This is a genomic window from Burkholderia sp. F1 (genome assembly GCF_050813845.1).
Lineage (GTDB): Bacteria > Pseudomonadota > Gammaproteobacteria > Burkholderiales > Burkholderiaceae > Burkholderia > Burkholderia ubonensis.
Genome location: NZ_CP172421.1, coordinates 2,838,711 through 2,856,822, shown reverse-complemented (window position 1 = coordinate 2,856,822; position 18,112 = coordinate 2,838,711). Strand labels below are relative to the sequence as shown.

Annotated in this window: 16 protein-coding genes and 1 tRNA gene; 13 read left to right on the top strand and 4 right to left on the bottom strand. The window is 68.2% G+C overall.

Features of this window, described 5'->3' with window-relative positions; all coding sequences use genetic code 11:
• The first annotated feature begins 24 nt into the window (after positions 1 to 24).
• The 10 genes from hutU to ACFIMZ_RS13405 all read left to right on the top strand — a co-directional run bounded on the left by hutU (position 25) and on the right by ACFIMZ_RS13405 (position 10,949).
• Complete coding sequence (gene hutU / locus ACFIMZ_RS13450) at positions 25 to 1,713, top strand: urocanate hydratase (RefSeq protein ID WP_431819946.1); 1,689 nt, start codon at positions 25 to 27, stop codon at positions 1,711 to 1,713.
• 2 nt (positions 1,714 to 1,715) lie between these two features.
• Entirely contained in the window at positions 1,716 to 2,327 is a 612-nt protein-coding gene (locus ACFIMZ_RS13445) for a HutD/Ves family protein (protein ID WP_431819945.1), read from the top strand.
• Between the two features lie 4 nt (positions 2,328 to 2,331).
• Positions 2,332 to 3,555, top strand: coding sequence for an imidazolonepropionase (gene hutI / locus ACFIMZ_RS13440; RefSeq protein ID WP_431819944.1), 1,224 nt, complete (start codon positions 2,332 to 2,334; stop codon positions 3,553 to 3,555).
• 11 nt (positions 3,556 to 3,566) lie between these two features.
• Positions 3,567 to 4,943 carry a formimidoylglutamate deiminase gene (locus ACFIMZ_RS13435; protein ID WP_431819943.1) on the top strand — a complete coding sequence of 459 codons (1,377 nt, stop codon included), beginning with the start codon at positions 3,567 to 3,569 and terminating at the stop codon, positions 4,941 to 4,943.
• A gap of 58 nt (positions 4,944 to 5,001) precedes the next feature.
• Positions 5,002 to 5,799, top strand: a complete 798-nt coding sequence (gene hutG, locus ACFIMZ_RS13430) for an N-formylglutamate deformylase (protein WP_431819942.1) — start codon at positions 5,002 to 5,004, stop codon at positions 5,797 to 5,799.
• 567 nt (positions 5,800 to 6,366) lie between these two features.
• A complete protein-coding gene (locus ACFIMZ_RS13425) occupies positions 6,367 to 7,176 on the top strand; it encodes a gamma-glutamyl-gamma-aminobutyrate hydrolase family protein (protein WP_431819941.1) in 810 nt (269 codons plus the stop codon).
• A gap of 12 nt (positions 7,177 to 7,188) precedes the next feature.
• Positions 7,189 to 8,526 (top strand): glutamine synthetase family protein, encoded by a 1,338-nt coding sequence (locus ACFIMZ_RS13420; RefSeq protein ID WP_431819940.1) that lies wholly within the window; start codon positions 7,189 to 7,191, stop codon positions 8,524 to 8,526.
• 28 nt (positions 8,527 to 8,554) lie between these two features.
• The gene (locus tag ACFIMZ_RS13415) at positions 8,555 to 9,967 is read left to right on the top strand and encodes an aspartate aminotransferase family protein (RefSeq protein WP_431819939.1); all 1,413 of its coding nucleotides are present in this window, start codon (positions 8,555 to 8,557) and stop codon (positions 9,965 to 9,967) included.
• A gap of 258 nt (positions 9,968 to 10,225) precedes the next feature.
• Positions 10,226 to 10,684: a type II toxin-antitoxin system RelB family antitoxin gene (gene relB / locus ACFIMZ_RS13410; protein WP_431819938.1), complete on the top strand. Its 459-nt coding sequence runs from the start codon at positions 10,226 to 10,228 to the stop codon at positions 10,682 to 10,684.
• Between the two features lie 10 nt (positions 10,685 to 10,694).
• On the top strand, positions 10,695 to 10,949 hold the full coding sequence (locus ACFIMZ_RS13405; RefSeq protein WP_431819937.1) for a type II toxin-antitoxin system RelE/ParE family toxin: 255 nt from the start codon (positions 10,695 to 10,697) through the stop codon (positions 10,947 to 10,949).
• Positions 10,950 to 11,000: 51 nt separating this feature from the next.
• Here the strand turns inward: ACFIMZ_RS13405 and ACFIMZ_RS13400 are convergent, their stop codons facing one another.
• The 3 genes from ACFIMZ_RS13400 to ACFIMZ_RS13390 form a co-directional block, all read right to left on the bottom strand.
• The gene (locus tag ACFIMZ_RS13400) at positions 11,001 to 11,681 is read right to left on the bottom strand and encodes a hypothetical protein (RefSeq protein ID WP_431819936.1); all 681 of its coding nucleotides are present in this window, start codon (positions 11,679 to 11,681) and stop codon (positions 11,001 to 11,003) included.
• Between the two features lie 286 nt (positions 11,682 to 11,967).
• A tRNA-Val gene (locus ACFIMZ_RS13395) sits at positions 11,968 to 12,042 on the bottom strand.
• Positions 12,043 to 12,187: 145 nt separating this feature from the next.
• Positions 12,188 to 13,090 carry a LysR family transcriptional regulator gene (locus tag ACFIMZ_RS13390; protein ID WP_431819935.1) on the bottom strand — a complete coding sequence of 301 codons (903 nt, stop codon included), beginning with the start codon at positions 13,088 to 13,090 and terminating at the stop codon, positions 12,188 to 12,190.
• Positions 13,091 to 13,217: 127 nt separating this feature from the next.
• Between ACFIMZ_RS13390 and ACFIMZ_RS13385 the strand changes: the two genes are divergently transcribed.
• From ACFIMZ_RS13385 to ACFIMZ_RS13375, 3 genes are all read left to right on the top strand, one after another.
• Positions 13,218 to 14,978, top strand: a complete 1,761-nt coding sequence (locus ACFIMZ_RS13385; RefSeq protein WP_431819934.1) for an acyl-CoA dehydrogenase family protein — start codon at positions 13,218 to 13,220, stop codon at positions 14,976 to 14,978.
• Positions 14,975 to 16,168, top strand: coding sequence for a CaiB/BaiF CoA transferase family protein (locus ACFIMZ_RS13380; protein WP_431819933.1), 1,194 nt, complete (start codon positions 14,975 to 14,977; stop codon positions 16,166 to 16,168). Before ACFIMZ_RS13385 ends, ACFIMZ_RS13380 begins: the two co-directional genes overlap by 4 nt.
• 95 nt (positions 16,169 to 16,263) lie before the next feature.
• Positions 16,264 to 17,661, top strand: coding sequence for an MFS transporter (locus ACFIMZ_RS13375; protein WP_431819932.1), 1,398 nt, complete (start codon positions 16,264 to 16,266; stop codon positions 17,659 to 17,661).
• Positions 17,662 to 17,794: 133 nt separating this feature from the next.
• Here ACFIMZ_RS13375 and ACFIMZ_RS13370 read toward each other — a convergent pair whose 3' ends face one another.
• Positions 17,795 to 18,070: an oxidative damage protection protein gene (locus tag ACFIMZ_RS13370; protein WP_009692666.1), complete on the bottom strand. Its 276-nt coding sequence runs from the start codon at positions 18,068 to 18,070 to the stop codon at positions 17,795 to 17,797.
• Positions 18,071 to 18,112: the final 42 nt, after the last annotated feature.

The window sequence follows — 18,112 nt, the reverse complement described above, 5'->3', positions numbered from 1 at the left end:
CCATTTCCCTCGGGAGCAGTCGTCATGAACCATCCGAAACACATCGATCCCCGTCTCGATCCGACGCGCACGATCCGCGCGCCGCGCGGCAGCGAGAAGACCTGCAAGACCTGGCTCGCGGAAGCGGCGTACCGGATGATCCAGAACAACCTGGATCCGGAAGTCGCCGAGCACCCGCATGCGCTCGTCGTGTACGGCGGCATCGGCCGCGCGGCGCGCAACTGGGAATGCTACGACCAGATCCTCGCGTCGCTGAAGGACCTGAACGAGGACGAGACGCTGCTGGTCCAGTCGGGCAAGCCGGTCGGTGTGTTCCGCACGCACAAGGATGCGCCGCGCGTGCTGCTCGCGAACTCGAACCTGGTGCCGCACTGGGCGACCTGGGACCACTTCAACGAGCTCGACCGCAAGGGCCTGATGATGTATGGCCAGATGACGGCCGGCAGCTGGATCTACATCGGCAGCCAGGGCATCGTTCAGGGCACCTATGAAACCTTCTTCGCGGTCGCGAACCAGCACTTCAACGGCGACCCGTCGGGCCGCTGGATCCTGACGGGCGGCCTGGGCGGGATGGGCGGCGCGCAGCCGCTCGCGGCGACGATGGCCGGCTTCTCGATGATCGCGGTCGAATGCGACGAGACGCGCATCGACTTCCGCCTGAAGACCCGCTACGTCGACAAGAAGGCGACGACCCTCGACGAGGCGCTCGGCATGGTCGAGGAAGCGAAGCGCACCGGCAAGCCGGTGTCGATCGGCCTGCTCGGCAACGCGGCCGACGTATTCGCGGAACTCGTCAAGCGCGGCATCACGCCGGACTGCGTGACCGACCAGACGAGCGCGCACGACCCGATCAACGGCTACCTGCCGCAAGGCTGGACCGTCGCGCAATGGCGCGAGGCGCAGAAGGTCGATCCGCAAAGCATCGTGAAGGTCGCGAAGCAGTCGATGGCGGTGCAGGTGCGCGCGATGCTGACGCTGCAGGAGCGCGGCGCGGCGACGCTCGACTACGGCAACAACATCCGCCAGATGGCGCTGGAAATGGGCGTCGAGAACGCGTTCGACTTCCCGGGCTTCGTGCCGGCGTACATCCGGCCGCTGTTCTGCGAAGGCAAGGGCCCGTTCCGCTGGGTCGCGCTGTCCGGCGATCCGGAGGACATCTACAAGACCGACCAGAAGGTGAAGGAGCTGATCCCCGACGATCCGCACCTGCACAACTGGCTCGACATGGCGCGCGAGCGCATCGCGTTCCAGGGCCTGCCGGCGCGAATCTGCTGGGTCGGCGTGAAGGATCGCTACCGCCTCGGCCAGGCGTTCAACGAGATGGTGAAGAACGGCGAGCTGAAGGCGCCGATCGTGATCGGCCGCGACCATCTCGACACCGGCTCGGTCGCCAGCCCGAACCGCGAGACGGAATCGATGAAGGACGGCTCGGACGCCGTCAGCGACTGGCCGCTGCTCAACGCACTGCTGAACACCGCAGGCGGCGCATCGTGGGTGTCGCTGCACCACGGCGGCGGTGTCGGGATGGGCTTCTCGCAGCACTCGGGCGTCGTGATCGTCGCGGACGGCACCGCTGAAGCGCACGAGCGTCTCGGCCGCGTGTTGCTGAACGATCCGGCGACGGGCGTGATGCGCCATGCGGACGCCGGCTACGAGCTCGCGCAGCAGACGGCCCGCGAAGCCGGCCTGAAGCTGCCGATGCTCGGCCGCTGAGCATGACGGCGCTCGACCAGGCGCCGGTGGCCGCCGCGCTGATCCGCGCGGCGGATCTCGTCGCGTCGCCGTGGAAGAACGGCGGCGGCGTGACGCGCGAGATCGCCGCGCATCCCCCCGGCGCCGCGCTCGACGCGTTCGCGTGGCGCGTGAGCGTCGCGGACGTCGGCGCGGCGGGGCCGTTCTCGCGCTTCGAAGGCGTCGACCGCACGCTGGTGCTGCTGTCCGGCGCGGGCATGACGCTCGCCGGCGAAGGCGGTGCGCGGCACGTGCTCGACGCGCCGCTCGCGCGCGCGGATTTCGCCGGCGAGGCGGCGATCGGCGCGACGCTGCACGACGGCCCGACGCGCGACTTCAACCTGATGACGCGCCGCGCGACGACGCGCGGGTCGGTCGCCGCGTGGCGCGCCGGCACGCATCGCATCGCGCGTGCGGACACCGTGCTGCTGTTCTGCGCGACGGGGGCGGTGCAGGTCGCGCTCGACGGCGCAACCCACGCGCTGGAAGAACTGGACACGCTGCGGCTCGACGGGCTGCAGCGTGCGCTTGACGTCGCGGTAAGCGGCGACGGCGCGCTGCTCGCCGTGTCGCTTGACGCTACCGATACGAACTGAACGCATGAAACCGACTGTCTGGCATCACCTGAGGCTGTGTCCGCACGGCCATCCCGACGAGACGATCGACGACGCGGCGATTGCCGTCGACGAAACCGGCGCGATCGTCTGGCTCGGCGCGTTCTCCGCGCTGCCGCACGGCTATGCGCACTGGGCGCGCGAGGACCTGCACGGCGCATGGGTGACGCCGGGGCTCGTCGACTGTCACACGCACCTCGTGTACGGCGGCACGCGCGCGGACGAATTCGCGCAGCGCCTCGCGGGCGTCAGCTATGAAGAAATCGCGCGGCAGGGCGGCGGGATCGTGTCGACGGTGCGCGCGACGCGCGCGGCCGACGAGACGACGCTGTTCGCGCAGGCCGCCGCGCGCCTGCAGCCGCTGCTCTCCGAGGGCGTGACCGCGATCGAGATCAAGTCGGGCTACGGCCTCGACCTCGCGAGCGAGCGCAAGATGCTGCGCGTCGCGCGGCAGCTCGGCGAGCGCTTCCCGGTGACCGTCTACACGACCTTCCTCGGCGCGCACGCGCTGCCGCCCGAATACGCGGGCCGCGCGGACGCGTACATCGACGAAGTGTGCGAGCGGATGCTGCCGGCGCTCGCCGACGAAGGGCTCGTCGACGCGGTCGACGTGTTCTGCGAGCGGATCGGCTTCTCGCTCGCGCAGACCGAGCGCGTGTTCGAGGCCGCGACGCGGCGCGGGCTACCGGTCAAGCTGCACGCGGAACAGCTGTCGAACGCCGGCGGCACCGCGCTCGCCGCGCGCTATCGCGCGCTGTCCGCCGATCACCTCGAATTTCTCGACGAAGCCGGCATCGAGGCGATGAAGGCGGCCGGCACGGTCGCCGTGCTGTTGCCCGGCGCGTACTACTTCATTCGCGAGACGCAATTGCCGCCGCTCGACCTGCTGCGCAAGCATGGCGTGCCGATCGCGCTCGCGACCGATCACAACCCGGGCACGTCGCCGCTCGAATCGCTGCTGCTGACGATGAACCTCGGCTGCACGCTGTTCCGGATGACGGTGCCGGAAGTGCTGCAGGGCGTCACGCGCCATGCGGCCGCGGCGCTCGGCCGCGCGGACCGCCACGGCGCGCTCGAAGTCGGCCGCCAGGCCGATTTCGCGGTGTGGTCGGTCGGCTCGCTCGCGGAACTCGCGTACTGGATCGGCCGCCCGCTGTGCGAGCAGGTCGTGCGCGGCGGGACGACCGTGTTTCGCCGCACGAACGGATGATGAGACTCACGATGACCGATACGACGTTGTTCGCGGCGCACGCCTACCTGCCCGAAGGCTGGCGCCGCAACGTGCTGCTGCGCTGGGACGCGGCCGGCACGCTGACCGAGGTGACGCCCGACGCCGATGCGCCGGCGGGTGTCGCGCGTGCGGCCGGGCCCGTGCTGCCCGGCATGCCGAACCTGCACTCGCACGCGTTCCAGCGCGCGATGGCGGGGCTCACCGAATACCGCGCGAACCCGTCCGACAGCTTCTGGAGCTGGCGCGACCTGATGTACCGCTTCGCGCTGAAGATCACGCCCGACGCGCTCGCGGCGATCGCGCGCTGGCTGTACGTCGAGATGCTGAAATGCGGCTACACGTCGGTGTGCGAATTCCACTACGTGCATCATGCGCAGGACGGCTCGCGCTATCCGCAGCTCGCCGAGCTCGGCGTGCGCGTGATCGACGCGGCGCGCGCGGCCGGCATCGGCATCACGATGCTGCCCGTGTCGTACCAGTTCGCGGGCTTCGGCAACAAGCCGCCGCGCGACGACCAGCGCCGCTTCATCAACACGCCCGACGGCCTGCTCGAACTGCTCGACGCGATGCGCCGCGCCGCGCCCGAGGACGGCGCGCTGCGCTACGGCGTCGCGCCGCACTCGCTGCGCGCGGTGTCCGAAGCGGGGTTGCGCACGCTGCTCGACGGGCTGCCCGACGACGCGCCCGTGCATATCCACATCGCCGAACAGACGGCCGAGGTCGACGACTGCGTGCGCACCTATGGCGCGCGGCCCGTGCAGTGGCTGCTCGACCGCTTCGACGTCGATGCGCGCTGGTGCCTCGTGCACGCGACGCACGTCGACGCGGCCGAGACCGCGGCGCTCGCGAAGCGCCGCGCGGTCGCCGGCCTGTGCCTGACGACGGAAGCGAACCTCGGCGACGGGGTGTTCCCGGCCGTCGACTATCTCGCGCACGGCGGCGTGATCGGCATCGGCTCCGACAGCCATGCGTCGGTCGACTGGCGCGCGGAGCTGCGCCTGCTCGAATACGGGCAGCGGCTCGTGCATCGCGCGCGCAACGTGCTCGCGAGCGACGCGCAGCCCTACGTCGCGGATCGCCTGTTCGACGCGTCGCTTGCCGGCGGCGCGCAGGCGAGCGGGCGGCGCATCGGCGCGCTGCGCGCGGGCTGCCGCGCCGACTGGCTCGTGCTCGACCCCGATCATCCGGCGATTGCCGAACACGACAGCACGGCGTGGCTGTCCGGCACGGTGTTCGCCGAGCACGGCGACACGCCGGTGCGCGACGTCTACACGGGCGGCGAATGCGTCGTGCGCGAACGCCGCCATCGCGACGAAGCCGCCGCGTATGCCGCTTACCGCGCCGCGCTGGCGCAACTGCTGCGCTGACGCGCGGCGACCGGCGCGTGCCGCGGGGCGCGCGCCGTCCGACCGACACGAGACCGACATGATCGACCAACCGGCTGTATTCACGCTGAAGCAGGGCACGCTGCCGCTGCTGATCTCGATTCCCCACGCGGGCACGTTCATTCCCGACGACATCGCCGCGACGATGACGCCCGACGCGCGCTTCGTCGACGACTGCGACTGGCACCTCGAGCGCCTGTACGGCTTCGCCGTCGCGCTCGGCGCATCGGTGCTGGTGCCGTCGCACGCGCGCTACGTCGTCGACCTGAACCGGCCGCCCGACAACGAGAACCTGTACCCGGGGCAGGACACCACGGGCCTCGTGCCGGTCGACACGTTCGACAAGGCGCCGCTCTATCCGGCCGGCGCGCTGCCCGGCGACGACGAGATCCTGCGTCGCCGCGACCGCTACTGGCGGCCGTACCATGAAGCGCTGCAGGGCGAGATCGCGCGCGTGAAGCGCGAGCACGGCCGCGTGCTGGTGTGGGAGGCGCATTCGATCCGCTCGCACGTGCCGCGCTTCTTCGACGGGCGGCTGCCGGACTTCAACTTCGGCACCGCGAACGGCGCGAGCGCCGCGCCCGGCCTCGCGCAAGCGCTGGCCGAGCGCGTGATCGCGCATGGCGGCTATACGGCGGTCGCGAACGGCCGCTTCAAGGGCGGCTACATCACGCGTCATTACGGCGTGCCCGAGACGGGGGTGCAGGCCGTGCAGCTCGAACTCGCGCAGATCACGTACATGGAAGAGACGCGTCCGTACGCATACGACGAAGCGCGCGCCGCGCGGGTGTCGTCGCTGCTGCAGACGCTCGCCGAGACCGCGCTCGCGTATCGCTGAACGCGACCGGCGGCGCATTGCACGAGGCGGCATCGATTCTGCGAATCGATGCCGCCATTGTTTTTGTCAGAGTTAATACCGACGCCGACGCGTGAAAATTTGACGCAATTTTTAGGTGATATAAGCTGAATGTCAGGAAGTCGTCACAGACGACGGCTTGCTTGCGTGTCGCTGCACGGTTTGAACCGCGCGCTGCAATAGGACACGTGTTCAGCGTTCATCCGTCAGTCGAGTACGATCGTGAAAGCCGTCAGCCCTTCGATCCAGCGGACGCGAAGTCCGTCGGCGGGCGCGCCGCGTCGTGCCGGTCCGCGCCGGCATGCCGATCGCGGCACGCATTCCGCCCTGTCCAGCGAGCCTCGCCTCACCGTCTTGTTCCATCGCGGCCTGCGCCGCTTCAATCTCGTGACCACGCGCGTGTTCAGCGCGATTCAGTGCGACGGCAGCGCGTCGTTGTTGCCCTAGCGCCGTTTGCCTCATCCGTTCCGGGCCGCACCTCATTGCGCAGCGCGACGCATGCGGCGGGTCGTTGCGCGCTCGCGCGCCGATGTTCCGGGAGACGCGATCATGAGGGCGCGCGCGATCGTGGCCGTGACCGCCGATCGCATGATGCGCGGCGCGCATCCGACGCATGCGGCGGGGGAGAAGTACCTTGCCGCGCTCGTCGACGGCGCGGGCGTGCTCGCGTTCGTGCTGCCCGCGCTCGGCATGCGCCAGCCGGTCGACGCGCTCGTCGCGGCGGTCGACGGGCTGCTGTTCACCGGCAGCCATTCGAACGTCGAGCCGCATCATTACGGCGGGCACGCGAGCGCGCCCGGCACGCTGCACGATCCGGCGCGCGACGCGACCGCGCTGCCGCTGATGCGCGCGGCGATCGACGCCGGCGTGCCGGTGCTCGCGATCTGCCGCGGGATGCAGGAAATGAACGTCGTGTATGGCGGCACGCTGCATCAGCGGCTGCATGCGACAGCGGGGTTCGCCGATCATCGCGAGACGCCGTCCGATCCGCTCGACGCGCAATACGGTCCCGCGCACGTCGTGCGTTTCGCGCCGGGCGGCCTGCTGCAGCGGATCGCGCGCGGCGCGTGCGAAGCGACGGTCAATTCGCTGCATGACCAGGGCATCGCGCGCATCGGCGCGGGGCTCGTCGTCGAGGCGAGCGCGCCCGACGGACTGATCGAGGCGGTGAGCGTGCGCGGCGCGCGCGCGTTCGCGCTCGGCGTGCAGTGGCATCCCGAATGGCGGTTCGCGGAGCAGCCGCTGTCGCGCGACATCTTCGCGGCATTCGGCGCGGCGTGCCGCGCGCACATGACGCACCGTATCCGTGCGGCCGTCGACGGCGATAGCGCGTCGCCGGCCGCACATGTCGTGGACTGAAAGAGGCCGATCATGCAACCCGCACTGGACGAATTCCTCAGGCAGCATCGCATCACCGAGGTCGAGGCGATCATTCCCGACATGGCCGGCATCGCGCGCGGCAAGATCATTCCGCGCAACAAGTTCGAGTCCGGCGAATCGATGCGGCTGCCGCAGGCGGTGATGGTGCAGACCGTCACCGGCGACTATCCGGAGGACGGCACGCTGACCGGCGTCACCGATCCGGACATGGTCTGCGTGCCCGACCCGTCGACGATCTGCCTGATCCCGTGGGCGGTCGATCCGACCGCGCAGGTGATCCACGACTGCGTGCACTTCGACGGCTCGCCGGTCGAGATCTCGCCGCGCTACGTGCTGCGCCGCGTGCTCGAGCTGTATCACGAGAAGGGCTGGAAGCCGGTGGTCGCGCCCGAGCTCGAGTTCTACCTGGTCGACATGAACGCCGATCCCGACCTGCCGCTGCGTCCGCCGGTCGGCCGCACCGGGCGCGCGGAGACGGGCCGGCAGTCGTATTCGATCGAGGCCGTCAACGAGTTCGATCCGCTGTTCGAGGACATCTACGAGTACTGCGAAATGCAGGGGCTCGACATCGAGACGCTGATCCACGAGGTCGGCGCCGCGCAGATGGAGATCAACTTCATGCACGGCGACGGGCTGTCGCTTGCCGATCAGGTGTTCCTGTTCAAGCGCACGGTGCGCGAAGCGGCGCTGCGGCACAACATGTACGCGACGTTCATGGCGAAGCCGATGGAAGGCGAACCCGGTTCCGCGATGCACATTCACCAGAGCGTCGCGGACCCGCAAACCGGCCGCAACCTGTTCATCGATGCGAAAGGCGACGTGACGCCGCTGTTTCGCGGCTATCTCGCAGGGTTGCAGACGTACACGCCGGCGCTGATGCCGATCTTCGCGCCGTACATCAACTCGTACCGCCGGCTGTCGCGCTTCATGGCCGCGCCGATCAACGTGCAGTGGGGCTACGACAACCGCACGGTCGGTTTCCGGATCCCGCAGTCGAGCCCGGTCGCGCGCCGCATCGAGAACCGCATCCCGGGCGTCGACTGCAATCCGTACCTGGCCTTCGCGGCGACGCTCGCCGCCGGCTATCTCGGCATGACGCAGCGTCTGGAGCCGACCGAGCCGCTCGCGTCCGACGGCTACGATCTGCCGTATCAGCTGCCGCGCAATCTCGAGGAAGGCCTCTCGCTGATGGCTGCGTGCACGCCGCTCGCGGAGATTCTCGGCGACAAGTTCGTCAAGGCGTATCTCGCGCTGAAGGAAACCGAATACGAGGCGTTCTTCCGCGTGATCAGCTCATGGGAGCGCCGGCATCTGCTGCTGCATGTGTGAGCGCGCGCCACCGCACTCCGGAGGACACATGACCTATCGCAACGAACCGGCCTGGATCGAGCCCGCCGCGCCTGCGGCCCGCACGACGGCCGAGTACCGCGCGCTCGACGCCGCGCACCACATCCACCCGTTTTCCGACATGGGCGCGCTCAATCGCGCGGGCAGCCGCGTGATCGTGAAGGCGCACGGCGCCTACTTGTGGGACTCGGACGGCAACAGGATCATCGACGGGATGGCCGGCCTGTGGTGCGTGAACGTCGGCTACGGCCGCAAGGAACTTGTCGACGCCGCGTACCGGCAACTGCAGGAACTGCCGTTCTACAACACGTTCTTCAAGACCACGCATCCGCCGGTGATCGAACTGTCGAAGCTGCTTGCCGAAGTCACGCCGCCGGGGTTCAACCACTTCTTCTACTGCAACAGCGGCTCGGAAGGCAACGACACCGTGCTGCGCGTCGTGCACCAGTACTGGCGCGTACAGGGCAGGCCGCGGAGGAAATACGTGATCTCGCGTCGCAACGGTTACCACGGCTCGACGATCGCGGGTGCGACGCTGGGCGGGATGGACTACATGCACGAGCAGATGCCGTCGAAGGTCGAGCACATCGTGCACATCGACCAGCCGTACTTCTTCGGCGAAGCGGAGGCCGGCGAGACGCCCGAGGCGTTCGGCCTCGCGCGCGCGCAGCAGCTCGAAGCGAAGATCGTCGAACTCGGTGCGGAGAATGTCGCCGCGTTCATCGGCGAGCCGTTCCAGGGCGCGGGCGGCGTGATCTTCCCGCCGTCGACGTACTGGCCGGAGATCCAGCGGATCTGCCGCAAGTACGACATCCTGCTCGTCGCCGACGAGGTGATCGGCGGCTTCGGGCGCATCGGCGAATGGTTCGCGCACCAGCACTTCGGCTTCGAGCCGGACCTGATGACGCTCGCGAAAGGGCTGACGAGCGGTTATGTGCCGATGGGCGCGGTGGCGCTGCGCGACCGGGTCGCGCAGGCGCTGATCGAGCACGGCGAATTCAATCACGGGATGACGTATTCGGGCCATCCGGTGGCGGCGGCGGTCGCGGTCGCGAACCTGAAGGTGCTGCGCGACGAAGGGATCGTCGCGCGCGTGAAGCGCGACATCGGTCCGTATTTCCAGCGCCGGTTGGGCGACGCGCTGGGCGGGCATCCGATCGTCGGCGAGATTGCCGGCGCGGGGCTCGTCGCGGGCGTTCAGCTCGCGCGCGAGCCGGCGCGGCGCGTGCGCTTCGACCATGGCGGGGAGGTCGGCACGATTTGCCGCGACTTCTGCTTCAACGGCAACCTGATCATGCGCGCGACCGGCGACCGGATGCTGCTGTCGCCACCGCTCGTGGTCGGCGAGGCCGAAGTCGACGAGATCGTCGAGAAGGCGAAGCGGGCGTTCGATGCGACGGTGGAGCGGATGGGGATCGGCTGAGCGGGTGGGGCGATCGGCGCGTCCGAAAAGTCGCATCGCAAAAGCAAAAAGGGCCTGCGTCGCGAGACGCAGGCCCTTGGATTTTTTGGTGGGCGGTACTGGGATCGAACCAGTGACCCCTGCCGTGCAGATGCTGTACGCCCAGGTGTGGGGCGCTGACGGACGCATGGGGTTTTACGTCAAATAAAGGGGGCGGAATGCTATTGACCGTGGCACGATGTATTATAGATCGTGCCGTTATCTTCTAAAGGTTGTGCCATGAAAACGTTAGATGTGTCTCAGGCTGCTGCTGCCGCACACGCGGGCGGTGTTCTGTCCGCTGTCCTCAAGGCTGAGGGCGGTTCATTTTACGTCGAGCTGGAGACGCGGACGGCCGGAACGGCTGTGCTGGTCACGTCGAACAATCGTCGGCCGCGTGCGTTCCGGAACCCCGTCAAGGCGCTGGAGGTGATCCGCGAGCTTGGGTTGCAGTCGGGGCGTTTCTCGCTCGAAGCATGGCGGCCGGATGAGGTCGAGATCGAACGTTCTAGCCGTCCGGATCGTGCGGCGGCGATGAAGCAGACGCACGCGAATGCGGCGGCCTATGACAAGTGGTTGCGCGAGCAGGTGCAGGAGTCGATCGACGACCCGCGCCCGAGTATCGAGCATGAGGACGTGATGAAAAAGGCTCTGGCCCGCGTCGAAGCGATGAGAAAGGGGAAGCGTGCTAAGACTTAAGTGGCGGCCGTTGGCCGAGGAAGACCTGCTGTGTATCTTGGAGTTTATCGGGGAAGACGATCCAGACGCCGCATTAGCCCTGATGCAAATGATTCGTGAAAAGGTCGAGGGGCTGAGGGTTCGCCCGAGGCTGTATCGAGCGGGGCGCGTTTCCGGAACGAGAGAGATGGTGGTGCATCACAACTACATTGTCGTGTACAGCATTGATGCAGATTTAGTAGAGATCCTGAGCGTGAAGCACGCGCGACAAAAGTGGCCAGAGTGAAGGAGGCGAGCGCGGCTGCGCTTAGCTTGTGCTGTAGATGTGCTTTTGGTATTAACTGTTTTCCGATGGTCCGGATGTGGGCGAGGGCGATGGGGCGGCTTTCAGAATTTCTAGTGTTTTGCCGGTGAGGAGTTCGTCAAAGCTCTCGGAGACCGGTTCAATGACTTCGTGAACCCACTGACCGAGGCCCGGGCAAGTCAGCAGATCGTGCGCCCAGCTGCCAACATTCAGTGCTCGAAGAATGTTGTTGCCTGGGCCTTTGAATCTGTCGCTTAGATACTGGAGCTTTCGCAGGCGAGGCTTAGTTTTTTCACCCATCTCCCCCTTGTAGTGAACAAGTTCATTGCGTAGCGTTGTCAAAACGTCAAGAGACTGAAACGGTTCGGCGCTTGAATCCCATAGTTGGCCGCCGCTTGCGGATGCTATGAGGTTCCATTTGTCGCGGGTGCTGAAGGTTTTTTTCCGCTCATTCAGCGTTTGCCAGAATGCGAGGGGGACATATGGCTCGCCTATGCCCAGCGACACTTCCTCGATGAGTTCGTTCAGCCGTGCTTCAAGATAGGAGCCGGCGAAAAAAATCGCCGCGGTATTCGCGTGCAAGACGTGAAGCGGGTCTTCGGCTGACGCTGCCATATTGGCAAATGAAAAGCATCCGTCAAGCAGGTCGGCGGAGAAACAATACATGCCTTTGCCCTCGTGAGGGCCTGCGAGAACTTTCAATAAGCGGCCCATTGCGGTACTCCCTAGGCGTCTGTATGGAGGGCATAGGGCAGTATATTGCCTGAAGAGGGTGACTCTTCGGTGTGTCGCGGGAGGCGGTCGCAGCTGCAGTGAAAGGGCTGACTGATCGAGCCGCAAACGGTGTCAGCGATGGGGGCAAATAGCGTTTGCCCCCTCGAGATGGTGAAAAAAAAGCCCTGCGAGTGCAGGGCTTTTTCTTTGCCTAGTGGCTTTGCGCTGGCGCTGGGAACAACTGCTCGATCCAGCGTTTGACGCGTCGCCACAAGCGGCGAATCTTTGGTGGGCGGTACTGGGATCGAACCAGTGACCCCTGCCGTGTGAAGGCAGTGCTCTACCGCTGAGCTAACCGCCCAAAGAAGATGAAATTATGTCAGGGTTTTTCGGGTTCGTAAAGCACTTTCTGCAAATATTTTTGCAGGCACGCACATTCGTGTCGTGGACGGCGACAAAGTCCGTGACGAATGGCGGCCGGCACGCCCTCGCGACACCCGCGCGGTTCAGCCCGCAAGCGCCGGCAGCGCATCGATCGACGCGCGCAGATAGTCGGCAAAGCGCAGCGCGACCGGTTCTGCGCTTCCGCCGCGCTTCAGCTCGAGCGTGCGCGATTCGAGCGGCGCATCCTTCAGCGGCCGGAACGCGAGCCGGTCGCTCTTCACCTGCTGCAGCACGCGCGGCACGAGCGCGACGCCCATCCCGAACTCGATCATCGACAGGATGGTCTGCCACAGCCGCGCCTCGTGACGAATCAGCGGGCTGAAGCCCGCGTTCACGCATTGCGCGATGATCAGGTCGTGATAGTGCGGGGCCGCGTCGCGCGGAAACAGGATGAACGGCTCGTCCGCGAGCGCGGCGAGCGCGACCTGCCGGCGCCGCGCGAGCGGATGTCCGGCCGGCAGGCAGCAGACGAACGGCTCCGCATAGATCGGCGTCGAATCGACCTCGGGCGGGAAGTGGCCCCAGTGCGTGTAGCCGAGGTCGATCTGGCCGCGCTGGATGGCCTGCACCTGCGCCTGCGTGTTCATTTCCGCGAGCACGATCTCGACGCCCGGGTAGTCGGCCTCGAAGCGCCGCACCGCATCGGGCAGCCCGCGATACAGCATCGAATGGACGAAGCCGACCCGCAGCCGCCCCGCGTACCCGGACGCCGAGCGCACCGTCAGGCGCTCGGCCTCGGCCGCCTGCAGCAGCAGCCGGCGTGCCTCGCCGAGCAGCACCTCGCCCGCGTTGGTCAGCGCGACCGACTTGCTGGTGCGCGCAAACAGCTGCACGCCGAGCGCGTCCTCGAACTTGCGGATGTCGAAGCTCAGCGCCGGCTGCGAGATGAACAGCCGCTTGGCGGCGCGCCCGAAATGCAGCTCTTCGGCCACCGCGACGAAATATCGAAGCTGCTTCAGTTCCATCGCGTCTTCCCCCCGGCTTCGGCATCGATAAGCGCTGTCTATCGTACCGGACAAATCCTGTATTGGACGCTTATCGATCCCGCGCCTACGCTGATCGGACCGCTTTGCATGGGGCAGGAGACACGACATGAACGACACCGAGCGCGCGCCGACCACCAGCGCGTCCAATATCCCCGACAGCCGGGGCATCAATTTCTTCACCGCGGATCCGGATCTGGGCGTGCTGCTGAGGCTCCATCTCGGCGATGCGCGTTACGCGGAACTCGAACCGCATCTGCACGCGCTCGGCGCACGCGTCAGCGGCGAGCTCGACGAATGGGCAGCATGCGCGGACAAGCATCCGCCGGTGCTCGAGCATCGCAACCGGCGCGGCGAGCCCGTGCAGCGCATCGACAAGCATCCCGCGTACGTCGCGCTCGAGCGCGTCGCGTATGCGGAGCTCGGGCTCGCGTCGCTGAGCCACCAGCGCGTCCCCGCGTCGCCGCTCGTCAAGTACGCGCTGACCTTCCTGTTCGTGCAGGCGGAATTCGGGCTGTGCTGCCCGGTCAGCATGACCGACTCGCTGACCCGCACGCTGCGCCGCTTCGGCGAGCCGGCGCTCGTCGCGCGCTATCTGCCGATGCTCGCGTCGCGCGATTTCGACGCGCTGTACCAGGGCGCGATGTTCATGACCGAGCAGGCGGCGGGCTCGGACGTCGGCCGGATCGCGACGCGCGCGGCGCGCGACACGGACGCGCACGGCAACACGGTGTGGCGCCTGTATGGCGACAAGTGGTTCTGCTCGAACGCCGACGCCGATCTCGCGATGGTGCTCGCGCGGCCCGACGGCGCGCCGGACGGCATCAAGGGGCTGGCGCTGTTCCTGCTGCCGAAGACGCTGCCGGACGGCACGCGCAACCGCTACCGGATCGTGCGGCTGAAGGACAAGCTCGGCAGCCGGTCGATGGCGAGCGGCGAGATTACGCTCGAGGGCGCGCACGCGTACCTGATCGGCGAGATCGGCCGAGGCTTTCACCAGATGGCGGACATGATCAACATGTCGCGGCTGTCGAACGGCGTGCGCGCGGCGGGCCTGATGCGGCGCGCGATGAACGAGGCGCTGCACGTCGCCACGCATCGCGAGGCTTTCGGCCGCAAGCTGATCGAGCTGCCGTTGATGCAGCGGCAGCTGATGAAGATGCTGCTGCCGACCGAGGCCGCGCGCACGATGTTCATCCGGATCGCGCTGCTGCTGCAGCAGGCCGACGCCGGCGACGCCGAGGCCGCGCGCTGCGTGCGCATCCTGACGCCGCTGATCAAGTTCCGCGCCTGCCGCGACGCGCGCCGCGTGACGGGCGACGCGATGGAAGTGCGCGGCGGCACCGGCTACATCGAGGAATGGAGCGACGCGCGGCTCGTGCGCGATGCGCATCTCGGCTCGATCTGGGAGGGCACGAGCAACATCGTCGCGCTCGACGTCGCGCGCGCCGCACAGCGCGAGCGGGCGCTCGACGCGCTGCATGCGTTCCTCGCCGACCGGCTCGGCCAGGCGCCGTTGCCGGACGCGAGCCGCACCGCGTTCAGGCGCGTGCTTGCGCGCGCAACCGATGCGCTCGCGCAGGTCGCGGCGAGCGGTGACGACGCAGGCGTGCGTCAGGCCGCGTCCGCGCTGTACTACGCGAGCGCGGCGATCCTGATGGCATGCGAGGGCGCGTGCACGGCGCCGGACCATCGCCGTCTCGCGCTCGCGCACCTGATCGTGCGCGAGAAGCTGCTGCCCGTCGATCCGCTCGCGCCGCGCTCGTGCCGCGAGGGCCGCGACGAGGCGGCGACGGTCGACGCGCTGCTGCGCGGCGCGCCGGTGTCGCTCGACGCGGCGCTCGACCTGCTGCCGGAGGTCGAGCGATGAACGGGGCGCAAGGCGCACTGGCCGGCCTGAAGGTCGTCGACCTGAGCCGCGTGCTCGGCGGCCCGTACTGCACGCAGGCGCTCGCCGACCACGGCGCGCAGGTGATCAAGATCGAGCCGCCGGCGGGCGACGAGACGCGCGGCTGGGGGCCGCCGTTTCTCGACGACACCGCGTGGTACTTCATCGGCGTCAACCGCAACAAGGAAGGGCTTGCGCTCGACCTGTCGCGCGACGAGGGCCGCGCGATCCTGTGGCGCCTGCTCGAGGACGCCGACGTGCTGGTCGAGAACTTCAAGCCGGGCACCCTCGCGCGCTGGGGCATGGACTACGCGCGCGACCTGCGGCCGCGCTTTCCGCGGCTGATCCACTGCGCGGTGACGGGCTTCGGCGCCGACGGCCCGCTCGGCGGGCTGCCCGGCTACGACGCGGTGATCCAGGCGATGGCCGGGCTGATGAGCGTCAATGGCGAGCGCGACGGCGACGCGATGCGCATCGGCCTGCCGATCGTCGACATGGTGACGGGGCTCAACGCGCTCGCCGGGATCCTGCTCGCGCTGGCCGAGCGCGAAAAGAGCGGGCAGGGGCAGTCGATCGACATCGCGCTCTACGACTGCGGCGTGTCGCTGCTGCATCCGCATTTGCCGAACTTCTTCGGCTCCGGGCGCGTGCCGGAGCGCAGCGGCAACGCGCATCCGAACATCGCGCCGTACGACAGCTACCGCACCGCGACCGTGCCGATCTTCCTGGCCGTCGGCAACGACCGGCAGTTCGCGCGGCTCGCCGCGCATCTCGGCGCGCCGGACCTGGCGGGCGATCCGCGCTTCGTCGACAACCGCAGCCGCTGCGCGCATCGGCCCGAGCTGAAGGCCGCGCTGGAGCCGTTGCTGGCTCCGCATGCGTGCGCGCCGCTCGCGCGCGACCTGATGGCGGCCGGCGTGCCGTGCGGTCCGGTGCAGACGGCCGCCGACGTCGTGCGCGATCCGCATGCGCTGCACCGGAACCTGCTCGTCGAAATCGGCCCGTATCGCGGCACCGCGTCGCCGATCCGGCTGTCGCGCACGCCGGCGACCTATCGCTCGCCGCCGCCTGCGCTGGGCCGCGACACGCGCGCGGTGCTCGACCGGCTCGGGGTCGATCCGGCGCTGCAGCAGCAATTGCTCGACGCCGGCGTGCTGAAGGCGCCCGGCTGACGCGAGGCCGCCGGCCGGCGGCGCAACCCGGCCACCCGGCCAACCGGACAAGGCGCGCGGCAGTCGCGCCACCGACTACAGACATGGAGACATCGATGACCCGTCCGCAATCCCCTCCCGCCGCGAACCCGCGACCGGGCCGCGCCGCGCTTGCCGCGTTCGTCGGCACGACGATCGAGTGGTACGACTTCTATATCTACGGCACGGCCGCCGCGCTCGTGTTCGGCAAGGTGTTCTTTTCGAGCACGATGAGCCCGGGCGTCGCGACGCTGCTCGCGTTCGTCACGTTCTGGGCCGGCTTCGCGGCGCGTCCGCTCGGCGGGATCGTGTTCGGCCATCTCGGCGACCGCGTCGGCCGCAAGACCGCGCTCGTGATCACGCTCGTGATGATGGGGCTCGCGACCACCGGCATCGGGCTGTTGCCGACCTATGCGCAGATCGGCGTGTGGGCGCCGGCCGGGCTCGTCGTGCTGCGCGTGCTGCAGGGCATCGCGGTCGGCGGCGAGTGGGGCGGCGCGGTGCTGATCGCGAGCGAGAACGCGCCGAAGCACCGGAGCATCCTGTACGCGGCGTTCGCGCAGCAGGGCTCGCCCACCGGCAACCTGCTCGCGACCGGCGCGTTCTTCGCGCTGAGCGCGCTGCCGACGCCGGCCTTCCTGATGTGGGGCTGGCGCATCCCGTTCCTGCTGTCGGCGGTGCTCGTGGTCGTCGGCATGGTGATCCGCCTGAGGCTTGAGGAGTCGGCCGACATGCAGCGCGTGCTGAGCCGCAAGCGCACGGTGAAGCTGCCGCTGCGCGACGTGGTGCGCGATCACTGGCCGGTCGTGCTGCTCGCGGCCGGCACGCTGCCCGTCATCAACGTCACGTATTTCCGCAGCACGTTCGCGCTGTCGTGGGCGACCCGTGAGCTCGGCTACGCGCAGGGGACGTTCCTCGGAATCCTGTCGATGTCGCTCGTCGTGCAGTTCCTGATGCAGCCGCTCGGTGCATGGCTCGTGTCGCGGATCGACATGCGGCGCGCGATGTGCTGGATCCTGATTCCGGAGATCGTGCTGATGCCAGTGATGTTCCATGCACTCGCGACCCGCTCGTACTGGATCGCCGTCGCCGGCATGTGCGTGTCGACGATCCCGTCGGCGATGTTCTACGGCGCGGTCGGCGGCGTGCTCGCGCGCGTGTTTCCGGCGAACGTCCGTTATACGGGGCTGTCGCTCGCGTACCAGCTGAGCGCGCTCGTCGTCGGCGGCGGCACGCCGGTGCTCGCGCAGGCGATCCTCAACGCGACGGGCAGCATCGTCGGCGTCGCGATCGCGTCGGGGCTCTATGCGTGCGTGTCGCTCGTCTGCATGCTGGCGTTGCTGAACCGCACGGGCCATCGCGCGGACGAGCTGTCGACGGCCGAGCGCAGCGATGCGGCGGAATGGGGCGCCGAAAACTCGGCGAGCGGGCCGGAGCAGGCGGGCGAGGGCGGTGCGCTGAAGCCGGCGGGGTGAGCGGCGCGGCGCGCGTCCGGCGCGCGCTTTCTCCGCCCAAAGTCGCCTCCAAAACGACAACGGCACCGCGCGTCGCACGGTGCCGTTGTCGTTTTCGCTGCAAGACCGGCCGAAGCCGGCCGCGCGAATCGCGTCAGCCTTCGGTCGGCGGCACGTAGCCGGACGCCTGGTCCGCGCCTTCGCCGAAGAAGTACTTCTCGGTCTGCTTCATCAGGTACTGGCGCGCGCGCGGGTCGGCCATGTTCAGGCGGTTCTCGTTGATCAGCATCGTCTGCTGCTTGAGCCAGCCCTGCCACGCTTCCTTCGAGACGCTTTCGTAAATGCGCTTGCCGAGTTCGCCCGGCAGCGGCGGGAAATCGAGACCTTCGGCTTCCTTGCCGAGCTTCGCGCATTGGATCATTCGAGCCATCGTGTACTTCTCCTGTAATCGGTCTGGGGGAGGGCAGCCGTG